The 13,292-nt window shown below is 61.3% G+C and carries 24 protein-coding genes; all 24 read right to left on the bottom strand.

The features are described 5' to 3' along the window. Nucleotides 1–183: a 50S ribosomal protein L30 gene (gene rpmD / locus IHD13_RS12725; RefSeq protein WP_146803718.1), complete on the bottom strand. Its 183-nt coding sequence runs from the start codon at nucleotides 181–183 to the stop codon at nucleotides 1–3. 6 nt (nucleotides 184–189) lie between these two features. After that, nucleotides 190–690, bottom strand: coding sequence for a 30S ribosomal protein S5 (rpsE, locus tag IHD13_RS12720; RefSeq protein ID WP_195861416.1), 501 nt, complete (start codon nucleotides 688–690; stop codon nucleotides 190–192). A gap of 12 nt (nucleotides 691–702) precedes the next feature. Continuing rightward, nucleotides 703–1,053, bottom strand: a complete 351-nt coding sequence (rplR, locus tag IHD13_RS12715; protein WP_146803720.1) for a 50S ribosomal protein L18 — start codon at nucleotides 1,051–1,053, stop codon at nucleotides 703–705. Nucleotides 1,054–1,062: 9 nt separating this feature from the next. Further along, nucleotides 1,063–1,593 (bottom strand): 50S ribosomal protein L6, encoded by a 531-nt coding sequence (gene rplF, locus IHD13_RS12710; protein ID WP_195861415.1) that lies wholly within the window; start codon nucleotides 1,591–1,593, stop codon nucleotides 1,063–1,065. Nucleotides 1,594–1,602: 9 nt separating this feature from the next. Beyond that, on the bottom strand, nucleotides 1,603–1,995 hold the full coding sequence (gene rpsH, locus IHD13_RS12705; RefSeq protein ID WP_195861414.1) for a 30S ribosomal protein S8: 393 nt from the start codon (nucleotides 1,993–1,995) through the stop codon (nucleotides 1,603–1,605). A gap of 30 nt (nucleotides 1,996–2,025) precedes the next feature. Beyond that, nucleotides 2,026–2,331: a 30S ribosomal protein S14 gene (gene rpsN, locus IHD13_RS12700; protein ID WP_146803723.1), complete on the bottom strand. Its 306-nt coding sequence runs from the start codon at nucleotides 2,329–2,331 to the stop codon at nucleotides 2,026–2,028. A 10-nt stretch (nucleotides 2,332–2,341) separates the two neighbouring features. After that, nucleotides 2,342–2,881 carry a 50S ribosomal protein L5 gene (gene rplE / locus IHD13_RS12695; protein ID WP_195861413.1) on the bottom strand — a complete coding sequence of 180 codons (540 nt, stop codon included), beginning with the start codon at nucleotides 2,879–2,881 and terminating at the stop codon, nucleotides 2,342–2,344. Nucleotides 2,882–2,899: 18 nt separating this feature from the next. Beyond that, nucleotides 2,900–3,214 (bottom strand): 50S ribosomal protein L24, encoded by a 315-nt coding sequence (rplX, locus tag IHD13_RS12690; RefSeq protein WP_146803725.1) that lies wholly within the window; start codon nucleotides 3,212–3,214, stop codon nucleotides 2,900–2,902. A gap of 14 nt (nucleotides 3,215–3,228) precedes the next feature. Beyond that, nucleotides 3,229–3,600 (bottom strand): 50S ribosomal protein L14, encoded by a 372-nt coding sequence (gene rplN, locus IHD13_RS12685; RefSeq protein ID WP_010626476.1) that lies wholly within the window; start codon nucleotides 3,598–3,600, stop codon nucleotides 3,229–3,231. Between the two features lie 55 nt (nucleotides 3,601–3,655). Then, nucleotides 3,656–3,916 carry a 30S ribosomal protein S17 gene (rpsQ, locus tag IHD13_RS12680; RefSeq protein WP_195861455.1) on the bottom strand — a complete coding sequence of 87 codons (261 nt, stop codon included), beginning with the start codon at nucleotides 3,914–3,916 and terminating at the stop codon, nucleotides 3,656–3,658. Between the two features lies 1 nt (nucleotide 3,917). Then, nucleotides 3,918–4,109 carry a 50S ribosomal protein L29 gene (gene rpmC / locus IHD13_RS12675; RefSeq protein WP_146803727.1) on the bottom strand — a complete coding sequence of 64 codons (192 nt, stop codon included), beginning with the start codon at nucleotides 4,107–4,109 and terminating at the stop codon, nucleotides 3,918–3,920. Next, on the bottom strand, nucleotides 4,109–4,522 hold the full coding sequence (rplP, locus tag IHD13_RS12670) for a 50S ribosomal protein L16 (protein WP_146803728.1): 414 nt from the start codon (nucleotides 4,520–4,522) through the stop codon (nucleotides 4,109–4,111). The genes rpmC and rplP overlap by 1 nt, the downstream gene beginning before the upstream one ends. A gap of 15 nt (nucleotides 4,523–4,537) precedes the next feature. Continuing rightward, nucleotides 4,538–5,236 carry a 30S ribosomal protein S3 gene (gene rpsC, locus IHD13_RS12665; RefSeq protein ID WP_195861412.1) on the bottom strand — a complete coding sequence of 233 codons (699 nt, stop codon included), beginning with the start codon at nucleotides 5,234–5,236 and terminating at the stop codon, nucleotides 4,538–4,540. Between the two features lie 11 nt (nucleotides 5,237–5,247). Continuing rightward, complete coding sequence (rplV, locus tag IHD13_RS12660; RefSeq protein WP_010626471.1) at nucleotides 5,248–5,580, bottom strand: 50S ribosomal protein L22; 333 nt, start codon at nucleotides 5,578–5,580, stop codon at nucleotides 5,248–5,250. An 18-nt stretch (nucleotides 5,581–5,598) separates the two neighbouring features. Continuing rightward, nucleotides 5,599–5,874, bottom strand: a complete 276-nt coding sequence (rpsS, locus tag IHD13_RS12655; protein ID WP_195861411.1) for a 30S ribosomal protein S19 — start codon at nucleotides 5,872–5,874, stop codon at nucleotides 5,599–5,601. Nucleotides 5,875–5,896: 22 nt separating this feature from the next. Then, nucleotides 5,897–6,724 (bottom strand): 50S ribosomal protein L2, encoded by an 828-nt coding sequence (gene rplB, locus IHD13_RS12650; protein ID WP_195861410.1) that lies wholly within the window; start codon nucleotides 6,722–6,724, stop codon nucleotides 5,897–5,899. A gap of 17 nt (nucleotides 6,725–6,741) precedes the next feature. Then, on the bottom strand, nucleotides 6,742–7,038 hold the full coding sequence (gene rplW / locus IHD13_RS12645) for a 50S ribosomal protein L23 (RefSeq protein ID WP_146803732.1): 297 nt from the start codon (nucleotides 7,036–7,038) through the stop codon (nucleotides 6,742–6,744). Next, complete coding sequence (rplD, locus tag IHD13_RS12640; protein WP_195861409.1) at nucleotides 7,035–7,640, bottom strand: 50S ribosomal protein L4; 606 nt, start codon at nucleotides 7,638–7,640, stop codon at nucleotides 7,035–7,037. The genes rplW and rplD overlap by 4 nt, the downstream gene beginning before the upstream one ends. A 14-nt stretch (nucleotides 7,641–7,654) precedes the next feature. Continuing rightward, nucleotides 7,655–8,293 carry a 50S ribosomal protein L3 gene (rplC, locus tag IHD13_RS12635; RefSeq protein ID WP_195861408.1) on the bottom strand — a complete coding sequence of 213 codons (639 nt, stop codon included), beginning with the start codon at nucleotides 8,291–8,293 and terminating at the stop codon, nucleotides 7,655–7,657. Nucleotides 8,294–8,444: 151 nt separating this feature from the next. Then, nucleotides 8,445–8,756 carry a 30S ribosomal protein S10 gene (gene rpsJ / locus IHD13_RS12630; protein ID WP_134846622.1) on the bottom strand — a complete coding sequence of 104 codons (312 nt, stop codon included), beginning with the start codon at nucleotides 8,754–8,756 and terminating at the stop codon, nucleotides 8,445–8,447. Between the two features lie 162 nt (nucleotides 8,757–8,918). After that, nucleotides 8,919–10,112 (bottom strand): elongation factor Tu, encoded by a 1,194-nt coding sequence (tuf, locus tag IHD13_RS12625; RefSeq protein WP_195861407.1) that lies wholly within the window; start codon nucleotides 10,110–10,112, stop codon nucleotides 8,919–8,921. A gap of 28 nt (nucleotides 10,113–10,140) precedes the next feature. Further along, nucleotides 10,141–12,261: an elongation factor G gene (gene fusA / locus IHD13_RS12620; RefSeq protein WP_195861406.1), complete on the bottom strand. Its 2,121-nt coding sequence runs from the start codon at nucleotides 12,259–12,261 to the stop codon at nucleotides 10,141–10,143. A 63-nt stretch (nucleotides 12,262–12,324) separates the two neighbouring features. Further along, nucleotides 12,325–12,795, bottom strand: a complete 471-nt coding sequence (rpsG, locus tag IHD13_RS12615; protein WP_195861405.1) for a 30S ribosomal protein S7 — start codon at nucleotides 12,793–12,795, stop codon at nucleotides 12,325–12,327. A gap of 112 nt (nucleotides 12,796–12,907) precedes the next feature. Next, nucleotides 12,908–13,282 (bottom strand): 30S ribosomal protein S12, encoded by a 375-nt coding sequence (gene rpsL / locus IHD13_RS12610; RefSeq protein ID WP_146803738.1) that lies wholly within the window; start codon nucleotides 13,280–13,282, stop codon nucleotides 12,908–12,910. Nucleotides 13,283–13,292 lie beyond the last annotated feature (10 nt).

Raw genomic sequence — 13,292 nt, 5'->3', positions numbered from 1 at the left:
TTACTCTCCCTCAACACGCACAAGGTAGTTAACCTTGTGGATCATGCCGCGAACGGCAGGGGTGTCTTCCAGTTCGACCGAGTGACCGATACGGCGCAGCCCGAGGCCTTTCATGGTGGCCTTGTGCTTGGGCAGGATGCCGATGGTGCTGCGGACCTGGGTAACCTTGAGTGTCGCTGCCATGGTGTCTTACCCCGTGATCGCTTCGACAGACAGACCGCGCTTGGCGGCGATGTCGTCCGGCGACTGCATGGAGGCGAGACCCTTGACGGTCGCACGCACCACGTTCACCGGGTTAGTGGAGCCGTAGCACTTGGCCAGGACGTCCTGGACGCCGGCCAGTTCGAGCACGGAGCGCATGGCGCCACCGGCGATGATACCGGTACCCTCGGAGGCCGGCTGCATGAACACCTTGGAGGCGCCATGACGAGCCTTGACCGGGTACTGCAGGGTATGACCAGCCAGGGTCACCTTGACCATGTTGCGGCGCGCCTGGTCCATGGCCTTCTGGATCGCGACCGGCACTTCACGCGCCTTGCCACGACCGAAGCCCACACGACCATTGCCATCGCCCACGACGGTCAGAGCGGTGAAACCGAAGATACGGCCACCCTTGACCACCTTGGCGACACGGTTGACCTGCACGAGCTTTTCCTGCAGATCGCCGTTTTGCTGTTCGTTCTTCGCCATCGTAAAAACCCTTTAGAAATCCAGGCCGCCTTCACGAGCGGCGTCGGCCAGAGCCTTGACGCGACCGTGATACTGGAAGCCAGCACGATCGAAGGCCACCTGGGTGATGCCTGCTTCCTTCGCGCGTTCGGCAATCAGCGCGCCGACCTTGGCGGCGGCGTCGGCGTTACCGGTCGCACCCTCACGCAGGGACTTGTCCAGCGTGGAAGCGCTGGCCAGCACCTTACCACCATCCGGCGAGATGATCTGCGCATAGATGTGGCGGGGAGTACGGTTGACGCACAGGCGATACACGCCCAGCTCGCGAATCTTGGCGCGAGCGCGGCGGGCACGACGGAGACGAGATTCTTTCTTCGCGTTCATAACCCTGCCTTACTTCTTCTTGGCTTCTTTGCGGCGGACCTGCTCGTCGCCGTACCGGATACCCTTGCCCTTGTAGGGCTCGGGCGGACGGAAGGCGCGGATTTCCGCGGCGACCTGGCCGAGCTTCTGCTTGTCCGCGCTTTTCAGCACGATGGTGGTGTTCTTGGGCGTTTCCGCCACGACACCGTCAGGCAGCGTGTAATCGACCGGGTGGGAGAAGCCCAGTGTCAGGTTCAGCGTCTGGCCCTTGGCCTGAGCCCGGTAACCGACGCCATTGATCTCGAGGGACTTGGTGAAGCCCTCGGACACACCGGTAACCAGGTTCTGGACCAGTGCGCGGGTAGTACCGACCATTGCCCAGCTCTTGGCGGACTCGCTCGGCGCGAAGGTCACCTGGCCCTCTTCCTGACCGATCACCACATCGGGGTGCACGGTCATGGAGAGGGTGCCCTGGCTACCCTTGACGCTCAGCTGGTCACCGTCGAGCTTGAACTCGACGCCAGCGGGCAATTTAACCGGATATTTGGCTACGCGTGACATTCCAAACTCCTAGAATACGGTGCAGAGGACTTCGCCACCGATACCGGCCTGACGCGCGGCACGGTCGGTCATCACGCCCTTGGAGGTGGAAACGATCGCCACGCCCAGGCCGTCGGCGACCTTCGGCAGCGCGTCCTTGCCCTTGTACTGGCGCAGGGACGGCTTGGACACCCGCTGGATGTGCTCGATGACCGGCTTACCCTCGAAGTACTTGAGGGTCACGGTCAGCTCGGGCTTGGCGCCTTCGGCGACGGCGAAGTCAGAGACATAACCCTCTTCCTTCAATACGCGGGCCAGCTCGACCTTGAGCTTGGAGGACGGCATGGTGACCGTCTCCTTGGTGGCCATCTGCGCATTGCGGATACGGGTGAACATATCCGCCAGCGTATCTTGCATGCTCATTACGTTGCGCTCCTGATGTTTCTACGTGGCTTACCAGCTGGACTTCTTCAGCCCAGGGACATCGCCACGCATGGCGGCTTCACGCAGCTTGTTACGGCCGAGGCCGAACTTGTTGTAGTAGCCGTGCGGACGGCCGGTGACGCGGCAGCGGTTACGCTGACGCACCGGGCTGGAGTCACGCGGCAGCTGCTGCAACTTCAGCGTGGCGTCGAAGCGCTCTTCATCGGAAGCGTTGACGTCATTAATGATGGCCTTGAGAGCCGCGCGCTTCTCAGCGTACTTAGCAACGAGCTTGGTACGCTTGAGTTCGCGCTCAATCATGCTTTTCTTTGCCATGATCCCACCCTTATTTCTTGAACGGGAAGTTCAGCGCGCTGAGCAGCGCACGGCCTTCTTCATCGGTGTTGGCAGTGGTGGTGATGGTCACATCCAGGCCACGGACTTGATCGATTTTATCATACTCGATCTCCGGGAAGATGATCTGCTCACGCACCCCCATGGAGTAGTTGCCACGACCGTCGAAGGACTTCGGGTTGAGACCACGGAAGTCACGAACGCGGGGGATCGCGATGTTCACCAGGCGATCCAGGAAGTCCCACATGCGCTCACTGCGCAGCGTGACCTTGATCCCGATCGGCCAACCTTCACGCACCTTGAAGCCCGCGATGGACTTACGCGCCTTAGTAATCACCGGCTTCTGACCGGAGAGCTTCTCCAGGTCGCCGATGGCGTTTTCGATCAGCTTTTTATCGCTGGTCGCATCGCCGATGCCCATGTTGAGGGTCACCTTGGTGACTCGGGGCACCTGCATCACGTTGGCGTAGCTGAACTGCTCTTTGAGTTGAGCCACCACCTCGTTCTGATAACGTTCTTTCAAGTTCGCCATTTTGCTACCCGACTCGCGTTAGGCGTCGATCTGCGTCTGCGTCGACTTGTAGATACGTACCTTGGAACCGTCTTCCTTAACCTGGAAGCCGACGCGATCTGCCTTACCGGTCTCCTGGTTGAAGATGGCTACGTTGGACGCGTGAATCGGCGCCTCGCGCTCGACGATACCGCCCTGATTGCCAGCCATGGGATTCGGCTTGGTGTGACGCTTGATCATGTTCACACCGGACACCACGAAGCGGTTTTCGAGAACCCGCTTGACGGTGCCGCGCTTGCCCTTGTCCTTGCCAGCGATGACGATCACTTCATCGTCACGTTTGATCTTTTGCATGTCCGCCTCGCTCCTTACAGCACTTCGGGCGCCAGGGAAATGATCTTCATGAACTTCTCGGTACGAAGCTCACGAGTCACCGGCCCGAAGATACGAGTACCAATCGGCTGCTCGTTGGTGTTGTTCAACAGAACCGCCGCATTGCCGTCGAAGCGGATCAGCGAGCCGTCGGAACGGCGTACACCACTACGGGTGCGAACCACCACCGCCTTCAGCACCTGGCCCTTCTTGACCTTGCCACGCGGGATGGCTTCTTTCACCGTGACTTTGATGATGTCACCGACACGGGCATAGCGGCGGTGTGAGCCACCGAGCACCTTGATGCATTGCACCCGGCGCGCCCCGCTGTTGTCGGCGACATCCAGCATTGTCTGAGTCTGAATCATCGGTTTTCTCCAAACCTAATCTGACTGCACTGGTTACGAAGTCGCTTGCCGAGCCTTAGCCCTTGGCCTGCTCGACCACTTCAACCAGCGTCCAGGCCTTCTTCTTGGACAGCGGACGGCATTCCTGAATGGAAACCGTATCCCCAGCCTTGGCCTGGTTCGCCTCATCATGGGCGTGCAGTTTGGTGGAGCGCTTCATGTACTTGCCGTAGATCGGATGACGCTCGCGGCGCTCGATCATAACGACGATGGACTTGTCCATCTTGTCGCTCACCACCTTGCCGGTGAGCGTACGGGCTTTCTTTTCTTCGGCCATCTCAATCACCTGCCTTCTCGTTGAGCACAGTCTTCACACGGGCAATATCCCGACGGACCTGCTTGAGCAGATGAGTCTGGCTCAGTTGGCCGGTAGCCTTCTGCATGCGCAGGTTGAACTGCTCGCGGAGGAGATCGAGGAGCTGTGCGTTCAGCTCTTCGACTGACTTTTCACGAATTTCCTGGGCGTTCATCACATCACCGTCCGTTTCACAAAGGTGGTGGAGACCGGGAACTTCTGAGCGGCCAGGCGGAAGGCCTCACGAGCCAGCTCTTCAGAAACACCTTCGATCTCGTACAGGATCCGACCCGGCTGGATCTGGGCGACCCAGTACTCCACGGAGCCCTTACCCTTACCCATACGGACTTCGAGGGGCTTCTTGGAGATCGGCTTGTCCGGGAACACACGGATCCAGATCTTGCCACCACGCTTGACGTGACGAGTGATGGCACGACGACCGGCTTCGATCTGACGCGCGGTCACACGACCACGGCCGGTGGCCTTGAGGCCATACTCGCCGAAGCTGACCTTGCTACCGCGATGCGCCAGGCCACGGTTGCGGCCCTTCTGCATCTTGCGGAATTTCATGCGCTTAGGTTGTAACATCGACTCGCTCTCCCCTTACCTGGAACCTTTCTTCTTGGAGGGCGCGGCCTGCGGCTGTTTGGCCTTGGCGCGAACCTCTTCGATGCCCCCGAGGATTTCACCCTTGAAGACCCACACCTTGACACCGATGATGCCGTAGGTGGTCTGAGCTTCGAAGGTGGCGTAGTCGATGTCCGCACGCAGGGTATGCAGCGGAACTCGACCCTCGCGGTACCACTCGGTACGAGCGATCTCGGCGCCACCCAGGCGACCGGACAGCTGCACCTTGATACCACCGGCGCCGAGGCGCATGGCGTTCTGCACGGCGCGCTTCATGGCGCGACGGAACATCACGCGACGCTCCAGCTGACCGGCGATGTTCTGGGCGACCAGCATGGCGTCCAGTTCCGGCTTGCGAACTTCCTCGATGTTGACGTGCACGGGCACGCCCATCATCGCGGTGACCTCGCGGCGCAGACGATCGACGTCTTCGCCCTTCTTGCCAATCACGATGCCCGGACGGGCGGTGTGAATGGTGATACGAGCGTTGTTCGCGGGACGCTCGATGGTGATGCGGCTCACGGAAGCGTTCTTGAGACGCTCTTCCAGGAAGCGGCGCACTTCGAGATCGTTATTCAGTTTATCGGCGTAGGCACCGCGCTCGGCGTACCAGACAGAGGTATGGTCTTTGACGATACCCAGCCGAATACCTGTTGGATTGACTTTCTGACCCATCTGGTCGACTCCTACTTCTCGGCTACCTTGACGGTGATGTGGCAAGTGCGCTTCAAGATACGGTCCGCACGGCCCTTGGCCCGCGGCTTGATACGCTTGAGCGTCATGCCCTCATCGACACAGATGGTCGAGACACGCAGCTCGTCGATGTCCATGCCGTTGTTTTCTTCCGCATTCGCAATGGCGGACTGCAGCACCTTCTTGACCAGCTTGGCGGCCTTCTTCGGTGAGAAGGTCAGCAGGTCCAGCGCCTCGGCGACAGGCTTACCGCGCACCTGGTCAGCCACCAAACGGGCCTTCTGGGCGGATAAACGAGCGCCACGCAGCTTAGCAGTGACTTCCATCTCTCAATCCTCTCTGGCTTACCGTTTGGCTTTCTTGTCCGCCGCATGACCGCGATAAGTGCGGGTTGCAGCGAATTCGCCCAGCTTGTGGCCAACCATTTCCTCGGAGATGTGAACCGGGACGTGTTGGCGTCCGTTATGGACGGCAATGGTGAGCCCAACCATGTTCGGCAGGATCATGGAACGACGCGACCAGGTCTTGATCGGTTTGCGGTCGTTCTTCTCCACTGCAGCCTCAACCTTCTTCAGCAGATGAAGGTCAATAAAAGGACCTTTCTTCAGTGAACGTGGCACAGCCGTTACCCCTTAATGTCTGTTACTTGGCCTTGCGGCGACGAACGATCAGTGCGTCGGTGCGCTTGTTCTTGCGAGTCTTGTGACCCTTGGTGGGCACGCCCCAGGGAGTGACCGGGTGACGGCCACCGCTGGTGCGACCTTCACCACCACCGTGGGGGTGATCCACCGGGTTCATGGCGACACCGCGAACCGTCGGACGCACGCCACGCCAGCGCTTGGCACCGGCCTTGCCGAGTTGGCGCAGGCTGTGCTCGGAGTTGCTCACCTCGCCCAGGGTGGCGCGGCACTCGGCCAGCACCTTGCGCATCTCGCCGGAGCGCAGACGCAGGGTGGCGTAGTTGCCTTCGCGAGCCACCAGCTGAGCGCTGGTACCGGCGCTGCGAGCGATCTGCGCGCCCTTGCCCGGCTTCAGCTCGATACAGTGCACCGTGGAGCCCAGCGGGACGTTGCGCAGCGGCAGGGCGTTGCCCTTCTTGATCGCCGCATTGACCCCAGACTCGAGGGTATCGCCGGCCTTCACGCCCTTGGGCGCGATGATGTAGCGACGCTCGCCGTCCAGGTACTTGAGCAGTGCGATATGGGCACTGCGGTTCGGATCGTATTCCAGGCGCTCGACGACGGCGGGAACGCCATCCTTGGTGCGCTTGAAATCGATCAGACGATAGTGCTGACGGTGGCCACCGCCCACGTGACGGGTGGTGATGCGACCGTTGTTGTTGCGACCACCGCTGCGAGACTTCTTCTCGAGCAGCGGGGCATAACCACGACCCTTGTGCAGCTCGTCGTTGACCACCTTGATCAGGTGACGACGACCGGCGGAGGTGGGTTTAGTCTTGACTACTGCCATGATCCGTGCTCCTGCCCTTATTCGGTGCCAGAGAAGTCTTCGAGCGTCTCGCCCGCGGCCAGGGTCACGTACGCCTTGCGGTAACCCTTACGCTGGCCGACGCCATGAGCGGTGCGCTTGGTCTTGCCCTTGACGTTCAGGACCTGCACACGGTCGACCTTCTTGCCGAACAGGGCCTGCACGGCCTTCTTGATTTCCGGCTTGGTCGCGTCATCCGCCACCTTGAACACGTACTGGTTGCGTTCGGCAGCGAAGGCGGCTTTCTCGGTCATGTGCGGACCGAGCAGAACCTTGAATACACGCTCCTGGTTCATGCCAGCTTCTCCTCGAATTTGCGCAGGGCGGAAACGGTAGCCAGCACCTTATCGAAGGCGACCAGGCTCACCGGGTCGGCGGCAGCCACGTCCACCACATCCACGTTGGGGATGTTGCGGGCGGCCAGGTACAGGTTCTCGTCGACCTCTTCGGTGACGATCAGCACCTTTTCCAGGCCCAGCTCGCCGAGCTTGGCGACCAGCTGCTTGGTCTTGGGCGCGTCGACGACAAACTCCTCGACGGCCACCAGGCGCTCCTGACGAACCAGCTCGGAGAGGATGGAACGCATGGCCGCGCGGTACATCTTGCGGTTGACCTTTTGGGTGTAGTCCTGGGGACGCGCCGCGAAGGTCACGCCGCCACTACGCCACAGCGGAGAACGGATGGTACCGGCACGGGCACGACCGGTGCCCTTCTGACGCCACGGCTTCTTGCCGCCGCCACGCACGTCGGAGCGGTTCTTCTGGGCGCGGGTGCCCTGACGACCACCGGCCAGATAGGCGGTGACCACCTGGTGAACCAGCGCTTCGTTGAATTCTTTGCCAAAGGTGACGTCGGACACTTCGACGGTGCCGGCGCCGGCAGCAAGATTCAGATTCATCGGTGTTATCCCCTTCAGCCAGCTTTCACGGCACTGCGCACGATGACGTCACTACCGGTGGCACCGGGCACGGCGCCCTTGACCAGCAGCAGGTTACGTTCGGCGTCGACACGGACGACTTCCAGGCTCTGCACGGTAGAACGCACATTGCCCATCTGGCCGGCCATCTTCTTGCCCTTGAAGACGCGACCCGGGGTCTGGCACATGCCGATGGAACCCGGTGCACGGTGGGAAAGAGAGTTGCCGTGGCTGTTGTCCTGGGTGCGGAAGTTCCAGCGCTTGACGGCGCCCTGGAAGCCCTTGCCCTTGGAGGTGCCGGTCACGTCGATCTTCTGACCAGCTTCGAAGAGGGATACGGTGAGTTCGCCGCCCACTTCCGGAGCCTCATCGCCTTCGGCGAGGCGGAACTCCATCAGGGTGCGGCCGGCCTCGACACCCGCCTTGGCGAATTGACCCGCCTGGGCTTTGGTGAGGTGCTTGGCCTTGCGGGAGCCGGTAGTCACCTGAACCGCGGCGTAGCCGTCGACATCGACGGACTTGACGCGAGTCACGCGGTTAGGCTCAACCTCGATCACGGTTACTGGCACGGAAGCGCCATCTTCGGTAAAGACACGGGTCATACCGGCCTTCTTACCGAGCAAACCGATAGTCATGTTCAGTCTCCTAATAGTGTACGGGGCTATCACCCGCTATGGCTGCCCTTTCCAGAGCATTCCACTAGCACATTGTGTGACGCCATCCCGGCGTGGCGGCTGCTGCCTAAACGAATTCGCTAGGCGCTGGGCCGCAGTGACTAGTGAGGTCTTAGTCGAGTTTGATCTGCACGTCCACGCCGGCGGCGAGGTCGAGCTTCATCAGTGCGTCGACGGTCTTTTCGGTGGGTTCGACGATGTCGAGCACACGCTTGTGAGTGCGGATCTCGTACTGGTCGCGCGCGTCCTTGTTGACGTGCGGCGAGATCAGCACGGTGTAGCGCTCACGGTTGGTCGGCAGCGGGATCGGACCGCGCACCTGAGCACCAGTACGCTTGGCGGTTTCAACGATCTCCGCCGTGGACTGGTCGATCAGGCGATGGTCGAATGCCTTCAACCGAATGCGAATCTTCTGGTTCTGCATTAGCCCTAAACTCCAATGGAAGTCGACGGCAGTTGCCGCCTACCTACGCATTCAAAGGATGCGCATTATAGGCATGGCCGCCACCAGAGTCAAACACTGGAAGCGGCATGCGCAGAAAGGGGGCTCCTGGAGGAGCCCCCTTCGATCATCGAGCGGTCAAGCTTACTCGACGATCTTGGCCACGACGCCGGCGCCGACGGTACGACCGCCTTCGCGGATGGCGAAGCGCAGGCCGTCTTCCATGGCGATCGGAGCGATCAGGGTGACAACCATCTTGACGTTGTCGCCCGGCATGACCATCTCGACGCCTTCCGGCAGTTCACAGGTACCGGTCACGTCGGTGGTACGGAAGTAGAACTGCGGACGATAGCCCTTGAAGAACGGCGTGTGACGACCACCCTCCTCCTTGGACAGCACATACACTTCCGCTTCGAACTTGGTGTGCGGAGTGATGGAACCCGGCTTGGCCAGAACCTGGCCACGCTCGACGTCGTCACGCTTGGTGCCGCGCAGCAGGGCGCCGACGTTCTCACCGGCACGACCTTCGTCGAGCAGCTTGCGGAACATCTCGACACCGGTAACGGTGGTCTTGGTGGTGTCCTTGATACCGACGATCTCGATCTCTTCGCCAGCCTTGACGATACCGCGCTCGATACGGCCGGTGACCACGGTGCCGCGGCCGGAGATGGAGAAGACGTCTTCGATCGGCATCAGGAACGGCTGGTCGATGGCACGCTCCGGCTCCGGGATGTAGTCGTCCAGGGCCTTGATCAGGTTGGCAACGGCGGTGGTACCCATGCCGTTGTCGTCCTTGCCTTCCAGAGCCATCAGGGCAGAGCCGATGATGATCGGGGTGTCGTCGCCCGGGAAGTCGTACTCGTTGAGGAGTTCACGAACTTCCATCTCGACCAGCTCGAGCAGCTCTTCGTCGTCGACCATGTCGGCCTTGTTCAGGAACACGACGATGTACGGCACGCCGACCTGACGAGACAGCAGGATGTGCTCGCGAGTCTGCGGCATGGGGCCGTCGGCAGCAGAACAGACCAGGATAGCGCCGTCCATCTGGGCAGCACCGGTGATCATGTTCTTGACGTAGTCGGCGTGACCCGGGCAGTCGACGTGAGCGTAGTGACGCTGCTCGGACTGGTACTCAACGTGAGCGGTAGAGATGGTGATACCGCGCTCACGCTCTTCCGGAGCGTTGTCGATGGAGTCGAAGGCACGGGCGTCGCCACCGAACACCTCGGCGGACACGCGGGTCAGGGCCGCGGTCAGGGTGGTCTTGCCGTGGTCAACGTGACCGATGGTGCCGACGTTTACGTGCGGTTTGGAACGTTCAAACTTTTCCTTAGCCACTGCTATAACCTCTTTCGTTAGCTAACGGTTAACTTTTCTGGTTGATGACGGCTTCTACGACGCTGGAGGGCGCCTCGTCGTACTTCGCAAACTCCATGGAGTAGCTTGCACGGCCCTGGGTTTGAGAACGCAGGTCGGTCGCATAACCGAACATCTCGCCCAGCGGCACCATTGCGCGGATGATCTTGCCGGAGGAAGAGTCATCCATGCCCTGCACCAGACCGCGACGACGGTTCAGGTCGCCCATGACGTCACCCATGAAATCCTCGGGGGTCACGACTTCGACCTTCATCATCGGCTCTAGCAGCACGGCCTTGGCCTTCTTGGCCCCTTCCTTGATCGCCATGGAGGAGGCGACCTTGAACGCGGTCTCGTTGGAGTCCACGTCATGGTAGGAACCATCGAACAGCGTGACCTTGACGTCAATCATCGGGTAGCCCGCGATGACACCGTTCTGCAGCTGCTCATAGGCCCCTTTCTCGACGGCAGGTACGTATTCCTTGGGTACCACACCACCGACGATCTCGGAGGCGAACTTGAAGTGCATCTCTTCGTCGTCGCCCTTGTCCGCTTCGGTGAGCGGCTCGATGCGCAGCCAGACGTGACCGAACTGACCGCGACCACCGGACTGGCGCACGAACTTGCCTTCCTGCTCGACCTTGCCACGAATGGTCTCGCGGTAGGCCACCTGCGGCTTGCCGATGTTGGCCTCGACCTTGAACTCGCGACGCATGCGGTCGACGAGGATGTCCAGGTGCAGCTCGCCCATGCCGGAGATGATGGTCTGGCCGGTCTCTTCGTCGGTCTTGACGCGGAAGGACGGATCCTCCTGGGCCAGCTTGCCGAGGGCCACGCCCATCTTCTCCTGGTCGGCCTTGGACTTCGGCTCCACGGCCACGGAGATCACCGGCTCCGGGAACTCCATGCGCTCGAGAACGATCTTGTCGTTCAGGTCGCACAGGGTGTCACCGGTAGTGACGTCCTTGAGGCCGATACAGGCGGCGATATCGCCGGCGTAGACCTGCTTGATCTCTTCGCGCGAGTTGGAGTGCATCTGCACGATACGACCGACGCGCTCCTTCTTGCTCTTGACCGAGTTGAACACGCTGTCGCCGGAGTTCAGCACCCCGGAGTAGACGCGGATAAAGGTCAGGGTGCCGACGAAGGGATCGGTGGCGATCTTGAAGGCCAGGGCCGAGAAGGGGGCGCTGTCGTCCGCCTCGCGGGTGGCGATGGTGCCGTCCTTGTCGTCCAGCTCGCCCTCGATGGCCTTGACCTCGGTGGGCGACGGCATGTACTCGATGACCGCATCCAGCACCGCCTGCACGCCCTTGTTCTTGAACGCGGAACCGCAGGTGACCAGGACGATCTCGTTGTCCAGAGTACGACGACGCAGGCCGGACTTGATCTCCTCGATGGAGAGCTCGCCCTCCTCGAGGTACTTGTCCATCAGCTCTTCGGAGGCCTCGGCGGCCGCCTCGACCATGTGCTCGCGATACTCCTCGGCCTTGGCCTGGAGGTCGGCGGGAATGTCGACGAGGTCATAGGTCATGCCCATGTCGTCTTCGTTCCACAGGATGGCCTTCATCTGCAGCAGGTCGATGACGCCCTTGAAGTCGTCTTCGGCGCCCCAGTTGATCTGGATCGGCACGGCGGTGGCGCCCAGACGATCCTTGAGCTGGTCGACGACCATGAAGAAGTCGGCACCGGCGCGGTCCATCTTGTTGACGAACACCATGCGCGGCACTTCGTACTTGTTGGCCTGACGCCAGACGGTCTCGGTCTGCGGCTGTACGCCGGAGGAGCCGCACAGCACCACGACGGCACCGTCGAGCACGCGCAGGGAACGCTCCACCTCGATGGTGAAGTCGACGTGCCCCGGGGTGTCGATGATGTTGATGCGGTGCTCATCGAACTGCTTGTTCATGCCCTGCCAGAAACAGGTGGTGGCGGCGGAGGTGATGGTGATACCCCGCTCCTGCTCCTGCTCCATCCAGTCCATGGTGGCGGCGCCATCATGAACTTCGCCGACCTTGTGGGAGAGACCGGTGTAGAACAGCACCCGCTCGGTGGTGGTGGTCTTGCCGGCGTCGACGTGGGCACAGATCCCGATGTTGCGATAGCGATTGAGTGGTGTCTTGCGTGCCACGGTGAAATTCCCCGTTGGTTGGAGGCGCCCGCCGGGCGGGCGCCTCGTGTGTGGAAGCGCGCCTTAGAAACGGTAGTGGGAGAAGGCCTTGTTGGCTTCTGCCATGCGGTGAACGTCTTCACGCTTCTTCACCGCGGAACCCTTACCTTCGGCGGCATCCAGCATCTCACCGGCCAGACGCTGAACCATGGTCTTCTCACCACGGTTACGGGCCGCATCCACCAGCCAACGCATGGCCAGGGCCTGACGACGGGAAGGACGCACCTCCACCGGCACCTGATAGGTCGCACCACCGACGCGGCGCGACTTGACCTCGACCATCGGCTGGATGGTTTCCAGCGCCTTGTCGAAGATCTCCAGCGGCTCTTCTTTACTACGCTCGGCAACCGTGTCCAACGCACCGTAGACGATGCGCTCAGCTGTGGACTTCTTGCCGCTGACCATCAGGTGGTTCATGAACTTCGCCAGGCGCTCGCTTCCGAACTTCGGATCCGGCAGGATTTCGCGCTTAGCGGCAACTCTTCTTCTAGGCATGATAAGCCCTCGTTAAGGGGTCCTTCAGGTAAACCCGAGACTGGCACCGACGGTGACGCTCGACCTTACTCTTATCAGACCAATGCAATTCGGGTGAAAACGTCGACCGGCCTTAGGCCTTGGGACGCTTGGCGCCGTACTTGGAACGGCCCTGCTTACGGTTCTGCACGCCGGAGGTATCCAGGGCGCCGCGCACGGTGTGATAACGCACACCCGGCAAGTCCTTGACCCGGCCGCCACGGATCAGGACCACGGAGTGCTCCTGAAGGTTGTGGCCTTCACCGCCGATGTAGGAAGTGACCTCGTAGCCGTTGGTCAGGCGCACACGGCAGACCTTACGCAGGGCCGAGTTCGGCTTCTTCGGGGTGGTGGTGTAGACGCGGGTGCAGACGCCGCGCTTCTGCGGGCAGGCCTGCAGCGCCGGCACGTCGCTCTTGGCGACAGGGCGCTTGCGCGGCTTGCGCACGAGCTGATTGATCGTTGCCATAGTCTGTAGC

It is taken from the genome of Halomonas sp. 328, from assembly GCF_015645095.1.
Classification (GTDB): Bacteria; Pseudomonadota; Gammaproteobacteria; order Pseudomonadales; family Halomonadaceae; genus Bisbaumannia.
Note: the sequence above shows the minus strand (reverse complement) of the source record. Positions and strands in the feature narration are given on the sequence as shown.

What these genes read in the sequence shown, in the direction of transcription:
- rpmD (WP_146803718.1), bottom strand. Translation starts at nt 183, where the DNA reads ATGGCAGCGACACTCAAGGTTACCCAGGTCCGCAGCACCATCGGCATC.
- rpsE (WP_195861416.1), bottom strand. Translation starts at nt 690, where the DNA reads ATGGCGAAGAACGAACAGCAAAACGGCGATCTGCAGGAAAAGCTCGTG.
- rplR (WP_146803720.1), bottom strand. Translation starts at nt 1,053, where the DNA reads ATGAACGCGAAGAAAGAATCTCGTCTCCGTCGTGCCCGCCGCGCTCGC.
- rplF (WP_195861415.1), bottom strand. Translation starts at nt 1,593, where the DNA reads ATGTCACGCGTAGCCAAATATCCGGTTAAATTGCCCGCTGGCGTCGAG.
- rpsH (WP_195861414.1), bottom strand. Translation starts at nt 1,995, where the DNA reads ATGAGCATGCAAGATACGCTGGCGGATATGTTCACCCGTATCCGCAAT.
- rpsN (WP_146803723.1), bottom strand. Translation starts at nt 2,331, where the DNA reads ATGGCAAAGAAAAGCATGATTGAGCGCGAACTCAAGCGTACCAAGCTC.
- rplE (WP_195861413.1), bottom strand. Translation starts at nt 2,881, where the DNA reads ATGGCGAACTTGAAAGAACGTTATCAGAACGAGGTGGTGGCTCAACTC.
- rplX (WP_146803725.1), bottom strand. Translation starts at nt 3,214, where the DNA reads ATGCAAAAGATCAAACGTGACGATGAAGTGATCGTCATCGCTGGCAAG.
- rplN (WP_010626476.1), bottom strand. Translation starts at nt 3,600, where the DNA reads ATGATTCAGACTCAGACAATGCTGGATGTCGCCGACAACAGCGGGGCG.
- rpsQ (WP_195861455.1), bottom strand. Translation starts at nt 3,916, where the DNA reads ATGGCCGAAGAAAAGAAAGCCCGTACGCTCACCGGCAAGGTGGTGAGC.
- rpmC (WP_146803727.1), bottom strand. Translation starts at nt 4,109, where the DNA reads ATGAACGCCCAGGAAATTCGTGAAAAGTCAGTCGAAGAGCTGAACGCA.
- rplP (WP_146803728.1), bottom strand. Translation starts at nt 4,522, where the DNA reads ATGTTACAACCTAAGCGCATGAAATTCCGCAAGATGCAGAAGGGCCGC.
- rpsC (WP_195861412.1), bottom strand. Translation starts at nt 5,236, where the DNA reads ATGGGTCAGAAAGTCAATCCAACAGGTATTCGGCTGGGTATCGTCAAA.
- rplV (WP_010626471.1), bottom strand. Translation starts at nt 5,580, where the DNA reads ATGGAAGTCACTGCTAAGCTGCGTGGCGCTCGTTTATCCGCCCAGAAG.
- rplB (WP_195861410.1), bottom strand. Translation starts at nt 6,724, where the DNA reads ATGGCAGTAGTCAAGACTAAACCCACCTCCGCCGGTCGTCGTCACCTG.
- rplW (WP_146803732.1), bottom strand. Translation starts at nt 7,038, where the DNA reads ATGAACCAGGAGCGTGTATTCAAGGTTCTGCTCGGTCCGCACATGACC.
- rplD (WP_195861409.1), bottom strand. Translation starts at nt 7,640, where the DNA reads ATGAATCTGAATCTTGCTGCCGGCGCCGGCACCGTCGAAGTGTCCGAC.
- rplC (WP_195861408.1), bottom strand. Translation starts at nt 8,293, where the DNA reads ATGACTATCGGTTTGCTCGGTAAGAAGGCCGGTATGACCCGTGTCTTT.
- rpsJ (WP_134846622.1), bottom strand. Translation starts at nt 8,756, where the DNA reads ATGCAGAACCAGAAGATTCGCATTCGGTTGAAGGCATTCGACCATCGC.
- rpsG (WP_195861405.1), bottom strand. Translation starts at nt 12,795, where the DNA reads ATGCCTAGAAGAAGAGTTGCCGCTAAGCGCGAAATCCTGCCGGATCCG.
- rpsL (WP_146803738.1), bottom strand. Translation starts at nt 13,282, where the DNA reads ATGGCAACGATCAATCAGCTCGTGCGCAAGCCGCGCAAGCGCCCTGTC.